Source organism: Mesorhizobium sp. KR9-304 (assembly GCF_040049215.1).
In the GTDB taxonomy this organism is placed as follows: domain Bacteria; phylum Pseudomonadota; class Alphaproteobacteria; order Rhizobiales; family Rhizobiaceae; genus Mesorhizobium_K.
Map to the genome: position 1 here is coordinate 562,575 of NZ_JBDZDN010000003.1, position 18,621 is coordinate 581,195.

Consider the following 18,621-nt stretch of genomic DNA (forward strand, 5'->3'; position numbering starts at 1 on the left):
CACTAAAGGTTGCCGTTGCGGTTGTTGCCGCACTGCCGCAAAACATACCGTACGGGAAGGCGAATCCCTTCCTCTCTCGCATCCGGATGTAATTGGAGGTTCGTGTGCACTTCAGGCGCCTCTTTCTCGCCTCGGCTGCAGCGCTCGTTGCGGTCTCGGGCGCACGCGCGGCGGATGCCGTCGTGGTCGCCGAACCGGAGCCTATGGAATATGTCCGCATCTGCGACACCTACGGCGTCGGGTTCTATTACATTCCCGGCACCGAGACCTGCCTGAAGGTCAGCGGCTATATGCGCTTCGATGTGGGGGCGGGGGCTTTCGGTTTCACGGACGTCACGGACAAACGAGCCTGGTCGGAGGGGGAGTTTGGCTGGTGGGACGAACTGAACGACACCTATGATATGCGCGCCAGGTTCCAGTTGCGGCTGGATTCCCGTGCCGAGACGGAACTCGGTACGCTTCGCACCTATGCGGCCATCAATTTCAACTACAGCACTTTCGAGTACAACGAAGACCCCTTTTCCTTCGATGGTGTCTGGATGACCGACGTCGAGGATACGGTATCGATCGAGCACGCCTATATGGAACTCGCGGGATTCCGCGTCGGCAAGACCGATTCGCTATTCTCCACCTTCACCGGTTATGCTGGCGGGGTGATCAACGACGACATAATCGGCTACGGCCCTTACCGCACGAACCAGTTCGCATATGGATGGTCAAGTGACAGCGGATTTGCCGCGGCGGTCGCGCTCGAAATGGGTGACGGCGATATCATTGCGCCTTTCCTGGCGCCGGCTTTCAACCAGCCTAACCTCTACACGCTGGACAGCTACGTTCCCCATGTCGTCGGCGGCGTCGGCTGGCAGGGTGCCTGGGGCGGGGCGTCGGTTGTAGCGGGCTACGATTCGGTGTGGGAAGAGGGCGCAGTCAAGGCGCGCGTCGACTTCTATCCGACCGACAGGCTGTCGCTGTTCGCGATGGCGGGGTGGTCGAGCTACGACGACGACTACCTGTTCCTTGAGTACTGGAACGGGTCGAGTTGGACGGAAGTCGAGGTCAAGGACAGCCCGAACTACTATGCTCCCTGGGGTGGCAACTGGGCAGTTTGGGCCGGCGGTTCCTTTATGATGACCGACAAAGCGACGTTCAACCTTCAGGTCTCCTACGACCAGATGGAGGACTTCGCCGTGGTGGCCAACATCGCTTACGAGCTTGTTCCAAACTTCGTCATTACACCCGAGATCGCGTACATCGACAACTTTGATGATGAGTTCCAGAACTGGAACGAGTACTGGAACGGCGAAGAAGTTCCGTCGGAGAACTGGGGTTTCTTTGTCCGCGCCCAGGCGAATTTTGGCGGTTGATGGAGCGTCCTATGAAGGGGTCGGCAAACAAAACTATCGTCGCTGCAACCGCCGTTCTTTTGTTAACGTCCGTGGCGTTCGCTCAGGAACAGGTCGGACAGGCGACGCTGATCAAGACGGCGGTCACCGGCGCCGCCGGACCGCTCGCGCTCAAGTCTCCCGTTTATCGCGACGAGCGTATCAGCACGTCGCAGAGCGGGCTCGGCGAGTTCACGTTCCGTGACGGCACCAAGTTCGCGGTAGGCGGCAATTCCTCCGTCGTCATCGACCGTTTCGTGTTCGACGATGCGAACTCCTTCAACCAGCTTACCCTGAACGCCGCGCGGGGGTCGTTCCGCTGGATCTCAGGCAAGTCGAAATCAGAAGCCTACGAGATCGTGACGCCGGCCGGCGTCATCGGCGTGCGTGGCACGCGGCTCGACATTTTTGTCGGCCTTGGCGGCATCACCTCGGTCGTACTGCTTGAAGGGGCCGCGCGGTTCTGCGGCGCCAATGGCTGTGAGGAACTGCGTCGACGTTGCGACGTCGTGGTTGCAACGCCCGGCGGCGGAGTCGCTCCCGCCTCGCGGGTCAACCGCGACATCTATCAGACGGTCGGTACGGACACCGCCTTTCCGTTCCTGTCCGGCAGGCAGAGGCTGACGCGCGGCTTCTACGGCTTCGCCAGCGGCAGTTGCGGCCTGTCTGGATCGCGGTCCGGAATGCAGCGGACCGAGCCGGGCGGAGCGGACCGGCCAGAACGCCCGGCTGCCCCTAGCGGGTATCCGGACTGATCGCTTGAGCAGAACGGCTGCCTGCGGCGCAGGTAGCGGCGGGAGGCGGACGATTTCCCTTGTGTCGAAGGAAGCAATCCATGGCTTCTTGACGGCGGTCGCCATAGCTAAGCAATGACGACGGCAGATGCCTTTGCGCAACACGGGACATCCGCGCCCGATGCCCGTCCGAGAGCGGATCCGCCGGAGGACGTGTGGGGGCGGCGATACGATCTCGACTGGCTGAGGGTATTCGCGTTCGGTGTTCTCATCTTCTATCACGTCGGCATGTTCTACGTGACCTGGGACTGGATCGTGAAGAGCCGTTACAGCGCTCCGTTCCTGGAACCTGTCATGGGGCTGACAAATCCGTGGCGGTTGGCGCTTTTATTTTTCATTTCGGGCGCAGCGGTCCGCTTCGCCATCGACAAGACAACCTTGGGCATATTTCTGCCGGAGCGGTTCACGCGGCTGCTCGTCCCTCTGGCGTTCGGCATGGCGGTGATTTGTGTGCCGCAAGCCTACGCAGAACTTCGTTATCTGGGCGAGATCGAGCCGGGTTTTTTCGCATTCTACCGCGACTATCTCGGCTACGGCGACTTCTCGATCGTCGCGCCGCCTTGGTATCACCTCTGGTATGTCGCCTACATTCTTGTCTACACGTTGATTGCGGTGGCGTGTCTGCCGCTGCTGAGACCTGCGGCAACCGCTTTTGGTGGATCGTTCGTCGCTTGGCTGGCAAGAGGGCGCGCGTGGCGGCTGCTTTTCGTGCCGGCGCTCCCGTTCGCCGCTTATGCGGTGACACTGGATCCCTACTTCCCGACAACGCTTGCCCTGTGGGGGGATTGGGCCAACATCGCACAAACGCTCACATTCTTCCTCATCGGCTTCGCGGCGGCGAAGAGTGAGGATTTCTGGAACGCCGTCGACAGGACGTTGCCGGCATCGATTTTCCTCTCGCTGGTTCTGGGCGGCTTGCTGCTGACGGCATTGCTCAACCAGTTCGCGGTGGGCTCGGACCTGCAATTGCTGAACGCGGTGCTGCTTCTGAGGGAATTTTATGCTTGGTCGATCATCGTCATGCTGCTTGGCCTTGGGCGCAGGTTCGCAAATTGCGCGAGCCCCACGCTGACCCATCTGAACTCGGCAATATTCCCATACTACATCCTGCATCAGACGATCATTGTGCTTGTCGGCTATTGGTTCACGGTGAACGAGGCTTCTGTCGCGATCGAGGCGACGACGATGGTCGGGGCGACAGTCATTGGTTGCATATTGGGATACGAAGTCCTCCGTAGGGTACCTGCGTTGAGGCCGCTGTTCGGTCTGCCCAAGCGCAGAAGGCGAGCGGAAGCCTAGACTCTATGATCCATGACGGCTGCGATCCTCCGCCTGATCAGCTTGCGCTGGTTTGCCTGGAAATGTGGCCTGAGCTCATCGGCCAGATCCCTGGCGCGGCGGGCCATTGCGGCGTCTTCATAGGCGTCAAGCACGATGGAGCGAAAACGCCCGGCGCGTCTGTCCGCCTTGTCGACGGATATTAGGGTCCCACGGTCTTCGACTGCCCTAGCGTAGTACTCTTGTTCCCGATGCTGCGGCACGGACACGTGGGGCAGTCCCGAGGCGAGGCCCATGCAGAGCGTGCCGGGTTGCGCTGCGTTGACCAGCAGCCGGCTACGCTTCGCCACGAGGTCGATTGGGACAGGCGATCGCTCGACGTGGATCCCCCGCCGGGTGAGGTTATCCGCAGCCTTGATGTCGATTCCGGGAATGAAGGCGCGGGTCGGCGCTCCGAGATAGCTTATTGCCTCCATCAGCCCCGGATCGAACTTCTCGGTGCTCGAAAAATAGATGAAGATCTCATCGCCATCGGAAACCGGTTCTGCTGTCCCGCCAATGATCGGTGGCAGCAAGGGTTGCGAGCGCCACTCGGTGTAGGGGTCGAGCATCTCCAGCGTAAAAACGAGCTGGTCGGTGCAGGCATAGACTTCCGGAAGCCGCGCAAGCCTGGGGATGCCGAACTCCGGAACCACCGAATTGATTGTGTCGACGATCTCCGCCTCGTCATGAATGCGCGTCGAATGACGTGGCAGAAGAATAGGAAAAGTCGTCATGTTCGGAGCCGGAACCAAATATCCGGTACCCACTGCAACGCATGGGATTCCAAGACCTCGTGCAGCCAGCAGCGCACACGGTGCGCTGTCGGCGATGACCAAGGAGATGTCGCACTCACTCATGACCCCTTGCCACCAGCCGATGCATTCGCGGAGGATTTCGGGGCTGCGGAAGCTCATGTCTCCCATGAATTCGCCCCAGGTCGACGTAGCCGGGTTTCCGTGGGCTTTTCTATACTCGTCCGAAAAGGGCAGCCAAGGGCCCTGCACCGGGTTGCAAAGGGCGGCCAGCTCGCTCTCGAAGTCCAGTTTGCACAGGGCGGCGTCGAACGTGAAACGGTCGCCGACGGCCTCGGCAACCGTTCTCAACGTGACGACATGGCCGCGGCCGCTGCCGTGTTCCCAAGCAAGCAGGGCTCCCAGCATCGCTAACTCGCCGTGTGCGGCCAGGTCGGCGCAGCAGGCCCGCGGCAGGCTCGGCAGGTGTTCTTGTCGATCAACCCTGTGTAGCGGCAGGCAACAGCACCGGCGGCAGCGGGCATGGATGGAACTCCATCTGAGGCGGTATCGTCGCGGTCGGCAATCGCGGTTCTTTCTTTGTCCGATCCCGTCCGCAACCGCAAGGCCACCAGCCGCGCCGTCGCGAGAACCGCGTTCCCCGCCGCAAACCCTGCAGAATGTGGAGGAATGGCGCGAGTGACGGGGCTCGAACCCGCGACCTCCGGCGTGACAGGCCGGCACTCTAACCGACTGAGCTACACCCGCGCATGACGCGCACGTGACTGGCGTGTTGCGTCGTTGGCGGCTGGATAAGGGGTTCGACCGGGAGTGTCAAGCGCCGCAGCGACGTTAGCCGCGTGTGACGCAAGCGCTTCCGGAATCCCGCCGCGCTGCAAAGGGCCGCAGCCCGCGCCGGCCCCGATTCCGCTTGCGGAGCCACGCCGAAATGCTTAAACGTCCGGGCCTGATTTTCGAGCCTGTTTCTGGGGCGATTAGCTCAGTTGGTAGAGCGCTTCGTTTACACCGAAGATGTCGGCGGTTCGAGCCCGTCATCGCCCACCAAAGTCATGCGATTGAAATTGCTTGTTTTTCTTAGAACGGTTGCCTCCGATTTTGAGACATATGTTCTGATCTAGCTACCATCCAGCAACCCGACCGCACGCTTGTCACCCAGTTGGCAAGCTTGAGCTGCGGCACTCGAAAGCGGGGCTCGACCTCGTCGGATCGCAGGTATTTGCGGATCGTGTTCCGCGACAGTCCCGTGCGCCGCGCAATCTCCCGGATCGAAAGTCCATCCCGCAGATGTCAGCGCCGGATAACGCTCAGTAACGCCATGTCTATCACTCCAATGTCCCCTGAAATCATCAAGCAGGGGTGGGTTCAAACATGGGTCACTCTCGATGGAAAAATCCCTCAATCCCGGGTCAACTCTCGGCGGAAATCAACACTGCTTCTTCTTGATGAGCCGAGCCTCGGCCTGTTGCCGATCATGGCTGACGAAATCATGGAGAGACTGATCGTGATCGGTCGGGAGGGTATGACGATCTGTCTGGTCGAACAGAATGTCTATTCGGCGCTCAGCATTTCCGAGTACGCCTACGTTCTAGAGAGTGGCCGGATTGAGATGGAGGGGAAAGCAGCCGATCTCATCACTCGAGATTCCGTGCGTCAAAGCTATCTCGGCATGTGACTTTGACATTGGCGCCAAGAATAAGCCGGGCCCGAAGTGGCCTGCCACTGACCTCTCATCCGGCTGCGGACGCGCCGGCTTGGCCTGTCGACGGCTGCGGGGGCACTCAGTTCTCCAACTATTGGTGAGGCGCGACGCCGAGTTCTGGCCGGCATGCGGAGCCGTTGAAATATCAGTGTAAAATAATAATCCACATAGGCTTATGCATATGTGTTACGATGGTAAAATACTCCAAAAATATAACAAAAACACAGGAGGCTGCCTTGAGCGCATACGCTTTCCATTTAGTCATGAAGGTCTCGGTTCTGGTATTCATTTCTGCTTCCGCATATGCGATTTATGCGGGGTTGTTATGACCACGGGACTGACATTTCCCAATTCAAGCCGTAGCTACGATCCGGACCACGGCAGAATTCGATTTGTCGGCCATGACGGCATGTTCCAGATCTCCTTCTCCATCACCACCGATGCAATTTCGCGAAAACGCTTCGACGGCGCCGACGCGGAGCGGGACTATCTGGCGACCTTCGACGCCAGCCGCTCGTTCGTCCAGGCTGTTGCGGCCAAGGCTTATGGCCGAACCCGCAAGACCACATACGCCCTGACGGCGGCTGATGTCTGAAGGCTGAGAGGGTGCCCGCCGAATTTCCGCCGACCCTCACGAGATTGTCATCCCGGCGCTCTACCCGCCTTTGCTAAGGTTGCCAGACGGCATCGCTTCGGGTCGTCGGTCCGGAGCCAACGATACGAGGGTCCGGTGCGGCGGCTTGCGATAATCCTTCCGGTGCTGTTGCTCGCCGGCGAGGCCTCGGCGATTTCCCGCTATCAGACGACGTCGATGAGCTGCGCAAGGGTGCAGGCTGCCGTCAGCTCGGATGGTGCGGCGATCTTGCGCTATCCCGCGCCCGATAATCCGTCGCTGGTGCTTTATGACCGCTACGTCCGCGACAGGACGTTTTGCAGTTCGTCGCAACGCGCCGATCTCCAGAGCGTACCGGCAGCCGACACGCGCAATTGTCCCGTGCGCAAATGCGTGCGCGCTTCAGGGGCCGGGCGCAACCGCTGACGGCCGGCTTCAGTCTATCCCGTTGACGGCCGCGAGTTGCCTCATGCGTGCAGCGGCGAGTTCGGGATCGGCGAGCAGGTGGGCCTTGTCGGCGAGGCGGAACACGTCGGCATAATGCACGACGCCGCGCGCGGCATCCATGCCGCCGAGCATGCGGAAATGGCTCTGGAAGCCGTTCAGCCAGGCAAGAAAGACGACGCCCGCCTTGTAGAACTGGGTCGGCGCCTCGAAGATCTTTCGCGACAGCGCGACCGTGGGGTCGAGGATCGCATGATAGCCCGCGTTGTCGCCGGCCGCGAGGCGCTGGAGTGCTGCGGCTGCAGCCGGCGCGATCGGATCGAATATGCCGAGCAGCGCATGGGAGACATGTTTGCCGTCGCCCTCGATCAGGTCGGCGTAGTTGAAATCGTCGCCCGTATACATCTTCACGCCGGCAGGCAGGGCGGCGCGCAGCTTCTCCTCGTGCCGCTGTTCGAGCAGTGAGATTTTTATCCCTTCGATCTTGTTGGGATGCGCGCGGATCAGGTCGAGCACGGTCGCCATTGCCGTGTCGACATCGCGGCTCGCCCAATAGCCGGCAAGCTCGGGGTCGAACATGTCTCCCAGCCAGTGCAGGATCACCTTGTCGGCTGCCTGGGAAATGATCCGGTCGTAGACGTTTAGATAATCGTCGCGCGACTTCGCCATGCGGCAGAGCGCGCGGCTCGCCATCATGATCGCGCGGCCGCCATTCGCCTCGATGTGGGCGAACTGCTCCTCATAGGCGGCGATCACATCGTCCAGCGAGCGCGTTTTCGCCGGCTCGAGCTGGTCGGTGCCGGCGCCGCAGGCGAGGTCGGCGCCTGCCACAGTTCTTGCCTCGGCCAGGGAGCGGCTGATCAGCTCCTTGGCGCCGGACCAGTCGAGGCCCATGCCGCGCTGCGACGTGTCCATCGCCTCGGCGATCTTCATGCCGAGGCCCCACAGATGGTGGCGGAATTTCAGCGTCGCATCCCAGTCGACAACGGGCGACGTAACCGGGTCGGTCATTCTCAGCGGGTCCGCGACCACGTGCGCCGCCGCGTAGACCGTGCGGGGCAGGGCGGTGGTGCTCGCCAGCGGAAACGGTGACGCCGGGCCGGTCGAGTAGTCTTCGATCGAGCCGTCGCTGAGCGGAAGACGGAGTTTTGCCATCGGCCGTGGACCTCCCTGCGATGGGCGAATGCCGGCGTAACTATATGGAACGTTCCAAAGTGTCAAACAGGCCACTGCTCAAATCGGCTATAGCGGTGGGTTGTGAGATGCTTTGGTCAGCCAGTGCGCTTGACATGACGGGACGTGAGAATTAGAACGTTCCAATTCGCTGGCGCAAAGACCAGCCCCGGAGGAAACCCGTGCCCGTTCGCGAAAAGGCGACAATTCTGGACATTGCGCGCGAAGCCGGCGTGTCCAAGTCGACCGTTTCGCTCGTGCTCCAGGGCAGCGGGCTCATCCGCCCCGAGACCGCAGGCAAGGTCCGCAAGGCCATCGAGGACGTCGGCTACGTCTATAACCGCGGCGCCGCCAATCTGCGCAAGTCGCACTCCAACGTCATCGGCATGGTCATCAACGACCTGACCAATCCTTTCTTCGCCGAACTCGCCGTCGGCATGGAGCGCGTCTTCCAGTCTGCCGGCATCGTGCCCTTCATCGCCAACACCGCCGAGAATCCCGTGCGCCAGGAAGAGGTGCTGAAGTCGATGATGGAGCAGGGGGTCGCCGGCCTCATCGTCTCCCCGGCGCGCGGCACGACGGCTGAAGCGTTCCGGCGCATGCAGCAGGCCGGCATTCCGGTCGTGCTTGCGATGCGTCGCCTGCGCGAGGGCCGCGTGCCGGCCGTCGTGCCGGACAATCGCCGCGGCGCCACGCTCGCCGCCGCGCATCTTATCCGCAAGGGCCACCGCCGGCTCGCCTTCTTCGGCGGCTTCTCCGACATGGTCGTCTACCATGAACGTGCCGACGGGTTTCGCGATGCCTGCGAGGCGCATGGTATCGCCACTCAGGACATCACGATCGTCGAGGGCGAGACCAACCGCAAAGGCGGCATGGCTTGTCTCGACACTGCCCTGTCGCTGCCGAACCCGCCGACCGCCGCGGTCTGCTTCAATGACGCCGTCGCCTTCGGCGTCATGCTGGCGTTGCGCAAGCGCGGCCTGGAGCCGGGGCGCGACTTCGCCGTCGTCGGCTTCGACGACGTGGTTGAAGCGCAGCATTACGTGCCCGCGCTGACCAGCGTCTCGGTCGACACGGCAGGCCTTGGTGAGCGCGCCGCCCATTCGGTGCTGAAGATGATCCAGTCGCGCACGACGCGCGCGGAAGACCATGTCGGCGCCGTCAACCTGGTGGTTCGCGAAAGTTGCGGCCCCGACCTCGATACATCCAGGGACGGAGTGGCATGACGGTGAGATGGGGCCTGATCGGCGCGAGCACGATCGCCAGGCAGTTCATGATCGGCGCAGTTCGCGCCGAGGGCGGCGAAGTCGCGGCCGTCATGAGCTCCAGCGCCGACCGCGCGGCGTCTTACGCAAAGGAAAACGGCATTCCCGCCGCTTTCTCGACGCTCGACGCAATCCTCGGCGCCGACATCGACGCCGTCTACATCTCGACCACCAACGAGCTGCATCTCGAACAGTCGCTTGCCGCGGCGAAGGCCGGCAAGCATGTGCTTTGCGAAAAGCCGCTTGCGCTCACCAGCGCCGATGCCAGGAAGATCGTCGCGGCCTGCAAGGCTGCGGGCGTCGTCATGGGCACCAACCATCATCTGCGCAATGCCGGCGCGCACCGCGCCATGCGCGAGGCGATTGCCTCAGGCCGCATAGGTAAGCCGATCGCCGCGCGCGTCTTCCACTCCGTCTATCTGCCCGAGAATCTCCAGGGCTGGCGCATCTCGAAACCCGAGGCGGGCGGCGGCGTGGTGCTCGACATCACCGTGCATGACGCCGACACGCTCCGCTTCGTGCTGGGCAGCGACCCGGTCGAGGTTTCTGCGTTCACCCAGTCGGCCGGGATGGCGGCGGGCGGGCTGGAGGACGGCGCCATGTGCATCTGGCGCTTCAGGTCCGGCGTAATCGCGCAGTCGCATGAGGGCTTCACCACCAGATTCGCCGGCACCGGCTTCGAGGTGCATGGCAGCGAAGGCTCGCTGTTCGGCAGGGACGTGATGACACAGAAGCCGGTCGGCTCGGTCACATTGCGCACCGCCAGCGGCGAGGAGGAACTCACCTTTGACCGCGGCGATCTCTATGCACGCTCGCTCGGCCTGTTCCACAAGGCGATAGACGGCGAGGGGGCACCGTCGGCCACCGGCGAGGACGGCGTCTGGTCGCTGGCCTCCGCCGAGGCCGCGCTGCAGTCGGCAAGGACCGGGCGCGCCGTCGCCGTCGATCCGAAGCTCGGGGAGATCGCGTGAGCAAGGTCGTCGCCCCAGCCCAGGCCGCGTCCCTTATCGGGGACGGAATGGTCGTCTCCGTCTCCTCGTCCTCAGGGCTCGGTTGTCCCGACCTGATGCTGAAGGCGATCGGCGAACGCTTCGACAAGGAAGGCCATCCGCGCGACCTCACCACGCTGCATCCGATCGCCGCCGGCGACATGAGCGGCATCAAGGGTGTCGACCATATCGCCAAGAAGGGCCTGCTGAAAAAGATCATCGGCGGCTCCTATCCCTCGGGACCGTCGAGCGCCGAGCCGCCGCTGATCTGGAAGATGATCGGCAACGAGGAGGTCGCCGCCTACAACGTTCCGTCGGGCATCATGTTCGACATGCACCGAGAGGCCGCCGCAAAGCGCCCCGGCGTGTTGACCAAGATCGGGCTCGACACCTTCGTCGACCCTGACCGACAGGGCTGCGCGATGAACGAAAGGGCCGCCGCCGAGCCGATCGTCAGGAAGATTGTCTTCGAGGGCGAGGACTGGCTTTATTTCCCTGCCATTGCCCCGGAAATCGCGATCATCCGCGCCACCACCGCCGACGAGCGCGGCAACCTCACCTACGAGCATGAGGGTGCCTATCTCGGCGGGCTCGATCAGGCGCTCGCCGCCCGCAACAATGGCGGCATCGTCATTGCGCAGGTCAAGCGGGTCACCAAGGACGGGTCGCTGCGCCCGCATGACGTGCGCGTGCCCGGCATGCTGGTCGACTATGTCGTCGTCGATCCCGACCAGAAGCAGACCACGCAGACACTTTACGATCCCGCCATATCCGGCGAGATCTTCCGCCCGCTGGAAAGCTTCCGCGTGCCCGAGTTCAATATCCAGAAGGTCATCGCCCGCCGCGTCGCCCGCGAGCTTGAGGCGGGCAGCGCCGTCAATCTGGGCTTCGGCATCTCGGCCAACGTGCCGCGCATCCTCCTGGAGGAAGGCCTGCACGGCGAAGTCACCTGGGTCATCGAGCAGGGCGCCGTCGGCGGCGTGCCGCTGCTCGACTTCGCCTTCGGCTGCGCGTCGAATGCCGACGCCTTCATGCCGTCGCCCTATCAGTTCACCTATTTCCAGGGTGCTGGCTTCGACGCCTCGCTGCTCTCCTTCCTGGAGATCGACCGCAGCGGTTCGGTGAACGTCTCGAAGCTCTCCTTCCGCCCGCATGTGACGGCTGGCGCCGGCGGTTTCGTCGACATCACCGCGCGGGCGAAAAAGATCGTCTTCTCAGGCATGTTCAACGCGGGCGCGAAGCTGAACGTCGAAGGCGGCAAGCTGGTCATCGAGAAGGACGGCAAGCTGAAGAAACTGGTCAACGAAGTCGAGCACGTTACCTTCTCGGGCAGGCGTGGCGTCGAGCAGGGCCAGAATGTGACCTACGTCACCGAACGTGCCGTGATGAAACTGTCGCGGGAGGGTATCGTGCTCACCGAGATTGCGCCTGGCGCTGATTTGCAGACGCACATTCTCGACCAGTCCGAATTCCCGCTGATCGTCTCGCCCGACCTGAAGACGATGGATGCCTGCCTGTTCGCCGAAGCGCCGATCGGCTTGACGCTGCCGCGCAAGCCCGCGCGCGTTCCCATGGAGGCGGCGCATGTCTGAACTCGTCACCTTCGAACAGGACGGCGCGCTTGGCATCGTCACGCTGCGCCGCCCGGAAAAATTTAACGCGCTCGACATCCCCATGCTGCGCGCGCTCGAGACCGCGCTTGACGCCGCCGAGGAGGCGGAAGGTGTGCGCGTCGTGTTGCTATGCGGCGAGGGCAAGGGCTTTTGTTCGGGCGGCGATGTCGAGGCGTGGTCCGCGATGAGTGCTGCCGATTTTCAGGTCAAGTGGGTACGTTACGGCCACCGCGTCTTCGACCGCCTGGCGCGGCTGCGCCAACCCACAATCGCCGTGCTTTGCGGCCACGCTCTCGGCGGCGGACTGGAGCTTGCCGCCGCCTGCGACTTCCGCCTCGCCGAACGTCAGGTGAAACTCGGCTTCCCGGAGACGTCGATCGGCGTGGTGCCCGGCTGGTCTGGCACGCAGCGTGCGGTGCGCCGTTTCGGCGCGCAGACCGTCCGGCGGCTTGCGCTTGGCGGCGAGATCCTGCTTGCACCCGAGGCGCTGGCATCGGGCGTCGTCGACCGCGTCGTCGAGACGGGCGCGGCGCTGGCCGAGGCGAAGGCATGGGCGGAAAAGATCGCAGAGCGCGGGCCGCTCGCCACCGAGGTCGCCAAGCTGATGATATCAGTCGCAGAGGGTGAGGAAAGCGCTGCCGCGATCGAAGCGCTTGCCAGCGGATTCATCGCGTCGACCGGCGACCTAAAGATGGGCGTCGAAGCATTCAGAAACAAACAGAAGCTAGCATTTTCAAGAAGCTAGAGACGAAACCGGACTCGATTTCTCAATGAACGCTCCGCTCAATATCTCAATGCCAGCCGAGGCCGCCGCTGGCCCGACGAGCTACAAGCTGCTCATCGACGGCAAGCATGTCGACGCCGCCGACGGCCGCTCGCTGGAGCGCCGGAGCCCCGGCCACGGCTTCGTCGTCTCGCGTTATGCGCAGGCGAGCGAGAAGGACGTAGATCTGGCCGTGAAGGCCGCGCACAGTGCCTTCGAGAGTGGCCCCTGGCCGCGCATGAAGGCCGCCGAGCGCGCCGGAATCCTCCTCAAAGCGGCCGATCTGATCGAGGCGCGGCTTGAAGACATCGCCCGCCTCGATGCGCTGGAATCCGGAAAGCCGATCGCCCAGGCGCGTGGCGAGATCGGCGGCGCCGTCGACATCTGGCGCTACGCCGCCTCGCTTGCCCGCACGCTGCATGGCGAATCCTACGCCAATCTCGGCGACGCCATGCTCGGCGTGGTGCTGCGCGAACCGATCGGCGTCGTCTCGATCATCACGCCATGGAATTTTCCGTTCCTGATCGTCAGCCAGAAGCTGCCCTTCGCGCTCGCCGCCGGCTGCACCGCCGTCGTGAAGCCCTCGGAGATGACCTCGGCGTCGACCTTCGTGCTCGGCGACATACTGCTCGAAGCCGGCGTTCCTTCAGGTGTTGTCAACGTCATTGCCGGCCTCGGCGCCGATGTCGGCGCGCCGATGGTTTCGCATCCGCTGGTCGAGATGGTCTCCTTCACCGGCTCGACCCGTGTCGGCAAGCTGACCATGGCGAGCGCGGCGCAGTCGCTGAAGAAGGTGTCGATGGAACTCGGCGGCAAGAACGGCCAGATCGTGTTTCCGGATGGCGACCTGGAGGCCGCCGCCGACGCAGCCGTCTTCGGCGGTTTCTTCAACGCCGGCGAGTGCTGCAACGCCGGCAGCCGGCTCATCGTGCATGAGGCCATAGCAGACGATTTTCTCGCAGCGGTGAAAACGCTCACCGCAAAGGTCCGCGTCGGCGATCCGCTCGATGACCTCACCAAGGTCGGAGCCATGATCTCGACCGACCATCTGACTAAGGTCTCCGGCTACGTTTCGACGGCAAAAGGCGAGGGCGCCAGTGTGCTTTCCGGCGGTGACGCCAGGGCATCCAGCGCGGGTCAATATCTCGACCCGACCATCGTCGCGGGAGTGACCGAAGGCATGGCGATCGCCCGTGAGGAAGTGTTTGGCCCGGTGCTCTCCGTGCTCTCGTTTAAAACGATTGAAGAGGCGTTGCGCATCGCCAATAACACGCCTTATGGTCTCTCTGCAGGCGTGTGGTCGAAGGACATCGACACCTGCATGACGGTAGCGCGCGGCGTCCGTACGGGAACGGTGTGGGTCAACACCTTCATGGACGGTTATCCCGAACTGCCCTTCGGAGGATACAAGCAGTCCGGCCTCGGGCGTGAACTGGGAAAGCGCGCCGTGGAGGACTACACCGAGGAGAAGACCATCCAGTTTCATCGCGGCCAGCGCACCGGTTGGTGGGTTGGCTGAGTTGGGAAGAACCCGGCGGTGTCCGCCGGTCGTGTAACCGCAACTTTGGGAGGTACATCATGTTGCGTAAACTGCTTATCGGAACGATGCTTTCGACGGCGCTCACGGCCTATGCCGCGCCGACATTTGCCGAGGAAGTCGAGGTCCTGCACTGGTGGACGTCGGGCGGTGAAGCCGCCGCGCTCGACGTTCTCAAGAAGAACCTCGAAGCCCAGGGCGTCACCTGGAAAGACATGCCCGTCGCCGGCGGCGGCGGCGAGGCGGCGATGACCGCGCTGCGTGCCCGTGTCACGGCCGGCAACCCGCCGACCGCCGTGCAGGCGCTCGGCTTCGACATCACCGACTGGGCCAAGCAGGGCGTGGTCGGCGATCTCGGCGAGGTTGCCGCGAAGGAGAACTGGGATGCCGTGGTTCCGGCCGCTCTCCAGGCCTTCTCGAAGTATGACGGCAAGTGGATCGCCGCTCCTGTGAACGTCCACTCGACCAACTGGGTGTGGATCAACAAGAAGGCCCTTGACGCCGCCGGCGGCAAGGCTCCCGAGACCTGGGACGAGCTGATCGTGGTCCTCGACGCCATGAAGGCGAACGGCATCTCGCCAATCGGCCACGGCGGCCAGGCCTGGCAGGACGCGACGATCTTCGACGCCGTCGTGCTCTCGCAGGGCACCGACTTCTACAAGGCCTCGATGATCGACCTCGATCCGGCCGCGCTCAGCGGTGAACAGATGGTCGCGGTCTTCGACAAGATGGGCAAGCTCAAGGAATATGTCGACGCCGACTTCTCGGGTCGTGACTGGAACCTCGCTTCCGCCATGGTCATCGAAGGCAAGGCCGGCATGCAGTTCATGGGCGACTGGGCCAAGGGCGAGTTCCTCAAGGCCGGCCAGAAGCCGGGCACGGACTTCGTCTGCATCCGCTTCCCGGGCACACAAGGGTCGGTCACCTTCAACTCCGACCAGTTCATGATGTTCCAGGTGGGCGACGCCAACAAGGGCGCTCAGCTGAAGATGGCGTCGGCGATCGAGGATCCGGCATTCCAGTCGGCGTTCAACGTCGTCAAGGGTTCGGCGCCTGCGCGCACCGACGTGCCGAACGATGCGTTCGACGACTGCGGCAAGAAGGCCATGGCCGACCTCGCCGAAGCCGACAAGAACGGCAAGCTTTTCGGCTCGATGGCCCACGGCCATGCCAACCCGGCGGCGGTGAAGAACGCCATGTATGACGTGATCACCCGCCACTTCAACGGCGAACTAGACTCGGCTGCCGCCGCTGCGGCGCTGGCCGAGGCCGTAGCTGCGGCCAAGGGTTGACCTCAAGCGATCTGTGCCCCGGCGCTTAAGCCGGGGCACTCTTCCACCGATCGAGGACAGGGACATGGCGACCATCAGCGTAGCCGCGCCGCGCGTGGCGGCAAACCCGCGCGCCACATTGCAGGAATGGCTGCCGAAGCTGGTGCTTGCGCCGAGCTTCGCGCTCATCCTTTTGTTCGTCTACGGCTTCATCGTCTTCACCGGCGTGCTGTCCTTCACCGGCTCCAAGCTCTTGCCCGACTTCTCCACCTGGGTCGGCTTCGGCAATTATGTGCGCCTCTTCAACCACCCCAACTGGATCACCGCGCTGAAGAACCTGGCGATCTTCGCCACGCTCTACATCGTCGTTTGCAGTGTGCTCGGCCTCGGCCTGGCCATACTGCTCGACCAGAAGATCCGCGGCGAGGGCGTCCTCCGCCCGATCTACCTCTACCCGATGGCGCTTTCCTTCATCGTCACCGGCGTCGCGTGGAAATGGTTCCTCGACCCCGGCATCGGCCTCGAGCATGTCATGCACAGCTGGGGCTGGGAGAGCTTTTCCTTCCGTTGGATCAAGGAGGGCAAGTTCGCCATCTACACCATCGTCATTGCCGCAGTCTGGCAGTCCTCAGGCTTCGTCATGGCGATGTTCCTTGCCGGCCTGCGCGGCGTCGACAACGAGATCATCAAGGCCGCGCAGATCGACGGCGCCTCGACCGTCACCATCTATCGCCGCATCATCATCCCGCTGATGCGGCCGGTCTTCCTGTCGGCCTTCGTCGTGCTCGCGCACCTTGCGATCAAGTCCTACGACCTCGTCGTCGCCATGACCGACGGCGGCCCGGGCACCGCCACCTGGACGCCGGCTTTGTTCATGCAGAAGTTCACCTTCGGCCGCAACGAGATGGCGATGGGCGCGTCGTCGGCGATCATCATGATGATGATGATCTTCTCCATCATCGTGCCGTATCTCTACTCCGAACTCAGGGGAGGGCGCCGCCAATGAGCGCCGTCTCGCAGGACAACGCCACCCGCACCGGCATTTTTGCCCGCGCGCTGATCTATTCGCTGCTCCTCATCTTCGCGGTCTACTACCTGCTACCGCTCTACGTGATGGTGGTGAACTCGCTGAAGCCGCTCGACGAGATTCGCGAAGGCAACATGCTGAACCTGCCGCGGCAATGGACGATTGCGCCCTGGCTTTCCGCCTGGTCGACGGCGCAGATCGGCGTTTCGCCGACCGGCCTCAAGCCCTATTTCCTGAACTCCATCCTCATGGTCGTGCCGGCCGTCGCGCTCTCCACCATCCTTGGTGCGCTCAACGGTTACGTGCTGACCAAATGGCGCTTCAAGGGCGACACGATCGTGTTCGGTCTGATGCTGCTCGCCTGCTTCATTCCGTTCCAGATCGTGCTGATCCCGTCGGCCCGCATCCTCGGCCTCACCGGGCTTGCCGGCACCATCACCGGTCTGGTGCTGATCCACGCCATCTATGGCCTCGGCTTCACCACGCTGTTCTTCCGCAACTACTACGAAGCCTTCCCGACCGAGCTGGTGCGGGCCGCACAGATCGACGGCGCCTCCTTCTTCCAGATATTCCGGCGCATCCTTTTGCCCTCGTCGGGGCCGATCATCGTCGTCACAGTCATCTGGCAGTTCACCAACATCTGGAACGACTTCCTGTTCGGATCGTCCTTTTCCAGCTTCGATTCCATCCCGATCACGGTGGCGCTGAACAACCTCGTCAACTCGTCGACGGGCGTGAAGGAATACAACGTGCATTTCGCCGGCGCGATCCTGGCCGCGCTTCCCACGCTCATCGTCTACGTCGTCTCCGGACGCTATTTCGTGCGCGGCCTGATGGCCGGTGCGGTCAAGGGATAGAACCATGTCCTTCCTGCAGATCAAGAATCTCGAAAAGTCCTTCGGCGCAACGCGTATCCTGAAGGACGTGTCGCTGGAGATCGAGGAGGGCGGCTTCCTCGTGCTGGTCGGCCCGTCCGGCTGCGGCAAGTCCACGCTCCTCAACACCATCGCGGGTTTGGAACCCATCACCGGCGGCGAGATCAGGATCGCCGGCCGCGATGTCGCGGGCCTCCATCCGTCCAAGCGCGACATCGCGATGGTCTTCCAGTCCTACGCGCTTTACCCGAACATGACGGTGTCAGGGAACATTGCCTTTGGCATGGAGATCCGCGGCGTGCCCAAGCCCGAGCGCGAGGCGGCGATCGCCAAGGTCGCCGACATGCTGCAGATCGGTCACCTGCTCGACCGCAAGCCGTCGCAGCTCTCGGGCGGCCAGCGCCAGCGCGTCGCCATGGGCCGTGCGCTCGTGCGCGATCCGCAGGTCTTCCTCTTCGACGAGCCGCTGTCCAATCTCGACGCAAAACTGCGCATCGACATGCGCACCGAGATCAAGCGGCTCCACCAGCGCATGAAGACCACCATCGTCTACGTCACCCACGACCAGATCGAGGCGATGACGCTGGCGACCAAGATCGCGGTGCTGAAGGACGGCATCCTGCAGCAATTCGGCACGCCGGCCGAGATATACAACAACCCGGTCAACATGTTCGTCGCCGACTTCATGGGCTCGCCGGCGATGAACCTCGTCCCGGCGACCATCGGCACCGACGGCAACGCGCTGACAGCCAACTTTGAGCGTGAAGGCCGTCCTGCGGTGTCGCTCGCCCTCACTAACCCACCCGCGGGCCTCGCTGCCTTCCAGGGCAAGCAGGTGATCTTCGGGGTACGCCCGGAGGCGCTGACCGACCCCGACGGCGCCGACCGCAACGCTTCGAGCACCGCCACCGCCGACCTCCACATCGAGGTCGTCGAGCCGGCCGGCTCCGACACCTTCGCCGTCACCAATCTCGGCGGCAAGGGCGTGGTGGCGCGCCTACGCGCCGACGCCAATGTCCAGCCCGGCACCGTCACCCCCCTGACCTTCAACCTGACCAAGACCGTGTTCTTCGATCCGGCGACGGAAGCGCGGATTCACTAGCC

At 63.1% G+C, this 18,621-nt stretch carries 16 protein-coding genes, 2 tRNA genes and 1 pseudogene; 15 read left to right on the forward strand and 4 right to left on the reverse strand.

The genetic code is table 11. The annotated features are described in order from the left end of the window. The first annotated feature begins 104 nt into the window (after nucleotides 1-104). The 3 genes from ABLE71_RS18950 (at nucleotide 105) to ABLE71_RS18960 (ending at nucleotide 3,475) form a co-directional block, all read left to right on the forward strand. Nucleotides 105-1,364, forward strand: coding sequence for a porin (locus ABLE71_RS18950; RefSeq protein WP_348785009.1), 1,260 nt, complete (start codon nucleotides 105-107; stop codon nucleotides 1,362-1,364). 71 nt (nucleotides 1,365-1,435) lie between these two features. After that, entirely contained in the window at nucleotides 1,436-2,137 is a 702-nt protein-coding gene (locus ABLE71_RS18955) for a FecR domain-containing protein (RefSeq protein WP_348785010.1), read from the forward strand. Nucleotides 2,138-2,329: 192 nt separating this feature from the next. Next, nucleotides 2,330-3,475 carry an acyltransferase family protein gene (locus ABLE71_RS18960; RefSeq protein ID WP_348785011.1) on the forward strand — a complete coding sequence of 382 codons (1,146 nt, stop codon included), beginning with the start codon at nucleotides 2,330-2,332 and terminating at the stop codon, nucleotides 3,473-3,475. Here the strand turns inward: ABLE71_RS18960 and ABLE71_RS18965 are convergent. Both ABLE71_RS18965 and ABLE71_RS18970 read right to left on the reverse strand, forming a co-directional pair. Beyond that, a complete protein-coding gene (locus tag ABLE71_RS18965) occupies nucleotides 3,472-4,656 on the reverse strand; it encodes a hypothetical protein (protein ID WP_348785012.1) in 1,185 nt (394 codons plus the stop codon). The two genes, ABLE71_RS18960 and ABLE71_RS18965, sit on opposite strands and share 4 nt — an antisense overlap. 262 nt (nucleotides 4,657-4,918) lie before the next feature. Continuing rightward, nucleotides 4,919-4,995 (reverse strand) — tRNA-Asp (locus ABLE71_RS18970). A gap of 221 nt (nucleotides 4,996-5,216) precedes the next feature. Between ABLE71_RS18970 and ABLE71_RS18975 the strand changes: the two genes are divergently transcribed. After that, nucleotides 5,217-5,292: transfer RNA gene (locus tag ABLE71_RS18975), tRNA-Val, on the forward strand. Between the two features lie 126 nt (nucleotides 5,293-5,418). On the opposite strand, the pseudogene ABLE71_RS18980 reads toward ABLE71_RS18975, so the two are convergent. Then, nucleotides 5,419-5,514: pseudogene (locus tag ABLE71_RS18980) on the reverse strand (hypothetical protein); the annotation flags it as partial. 758 nt (nucleotides 5,515-6,272) lie between these two features. Here ABLE71_RS18980 and ABLE71_RS18985 point away from each other — a divergent pair. Both ABLE71_RS18985 and ABLE71_RS18990 read left to right on the forward strand, forming a co-directional pair. After that, nucleotides 6,273-6,542: a DUF1488 family protein gene (locus ABLE71_RS18985; RefSeq protein ID WP_348785013.1), complete on the forward strand. Its 270-nt coding sequence runs from the start codon at nucleotides 6,273-6,275 to the stop codon at nucleotides 6,540-6,542. 135 nt (nucleotides 6,543-6,677) lie between these two features. Beyond that, nucleotides 6,678-6,986, forward strand: a complete 309-nt coding sequence (locus ABLE71_RS18990; RefSeq protein ID WP_348785014.1) for a hypothetical protein — start codon at nucleotides 6,678-6,680, stop codon at nucleotides 6,984-6,986. A 9-nt stretch (nucleotides 6,987-6,995) separates the two neighbouring features. Here the strand turns inward: ABLE71_RS18990 and ABLE71_RS18995 are convergent, their stop codons facing one another. After that, on the reverse strand, nucleotides 6,996-8,159 hold the full coding sequence (locus tag ABLE71_RS18995; protein WP_348785015.1) for a dihydrodipicolinate synthase family protein: 1,164 nt from the start codon (nucleotides 8,157-8,159) through the stop codon (nucleotides 6,996-6,998). A 200-nt stretch (nucleotides 8,160-8,359) separates the two neighbouring features. Here ABLE71_RS18995 and ABLE71_RS19000 point away from each other — a divergent pair, with 200 nt between their 5' ends. The 9 genes from ABLE71_RS19000 to ABLE71_RS19040 all read left to right on the forward strand — a co-directional run bounded on the left by ABLE71_RS19000 (nucleotide 8,360) and on the right by ABLE71_RS19040 (nucleotide 18,619). After that, on the forward strand, nucleotides 8,360-9,403 hold the full coding sequence (locus tag ABLE71_RS19000) for a LacI family DNA-binding transcriptional regulator (RefSeq protein WP_348785016.1): 1,044 nt from the start codon (nucleotides 8,360-8,362) through the stop codon (nucleotides 9,401-9,403). Then, a complete protein-coding gene (locus ABLE71_RS19005) occupies nucleotides 9,400-10,413 on the forward strand; it encodes a Gfo/Idh/MocA family oxidoreductase (protein WP_348785017.1) in 1,014 nt (337 codons plus the stop codon). Before ABLE71_RS19000 ends, ABLE71_RS19005 begins: the two co-directional genes overlap by 4 nt. Continuing rightward, nucleotides 10,410-12,023, forward strand: a complete 1,614-nt coding sequence (locus tag ABLE71_RS19010) for an acyl CoA:acetate/3-ketoacid CoA transferase (RefSeq protein WP_348785018.1) — start codon at nucleotides 10,410-10,412, stop codon at nucleotides 12,021-12,023. The genes ABLE71_RS19005 and ABLE71_RS19010 overlap by 4 nt, the downstream gene beginning before the upstream one ends. Beyond that, nucleotides 12,016-12,789, forward strand: a complete 774-nt coding sequence (locus tag ABLE71_RS19015) for an enoyl-CoA hydratase/isomerase family protein (protein ID WP_348785019.1) — start codon at nucleotides 12,016-12,018, stop codon at nucleotides 12,787-12,789. The genes ABLE71_RS19010 and ABLE71_RS19015 overlap by 8 nt, the downstream gene beginning before the upstream one ends. Nucleotides 12,790-12,814: 25 nt before the next feature. Beyond that, nucleotides 12,815-14,326: an aldehyde dehydrogenase family protein gene (locus ABLE71_RS19020; protein WP_348785020.1), complete on the forward strand. Its 1,512-nt coding sequence runs from the start codon at nucleotides 12,815-12,817 to the stop codon at nucleotides 14,324-14,326. Between the two features lie 62 nt (nucleotides 14,327-14,388). Beyond that, a complete protein-coding gene (locus ABLE71_RS19025; protein WP_348785168.1) occupies nucleotides 14,389-15,636 on the forward strand; it encodes an ABC transporter substrate-binding protein in 1,248 nt (415 codons plus the stop codon). A 64-nt stretch (nucleotides 15,637-15,700) separates the two neighbouring features. Next, complete coding sequence (locus tag ABLE71_RS19030; RefSeq protein ID WP_348785021.1) at nucleotides 15,701-16,621, forward strand: sugar ABC transporter permease; 921 nt, start codon at nucleotides 15,701-15,703, stop codon at nucleotides 16,619-16,621. Then, on the forward strand, nucleotides 16,618-17,499 hold the full coding sequence (locus ABLE71_RS19035; protein WP_348785022.1) for a carbohydrate ABC transporter permease: 882 nt from the start codon (nucleotides 16,618-16,620) through the stop codon (nucleotides 17,497-17,499). The genes ABLE71_RS19030 and ABLE71_RS19035 overlap by 4 nt, the downstream gene beginning before the upstream one ends. Nucleotides 17,500-17,503: 4 nt before the next feature. Beyond that, on the forward strand, nucleotides 17,504-18,619 hold the full coding sequence (locus ABLE71_RS19040; RefSeq protein WP_348785023.1) for an ABC transporter ATP-binding protein: 1,116 nt from the start codon (nucleotides 17,504-17,506) through the stop codon (nucleotides 18,617-18,619). Nucleotides 18,620-18,621 lie beyond the last annotated feature (2 nt).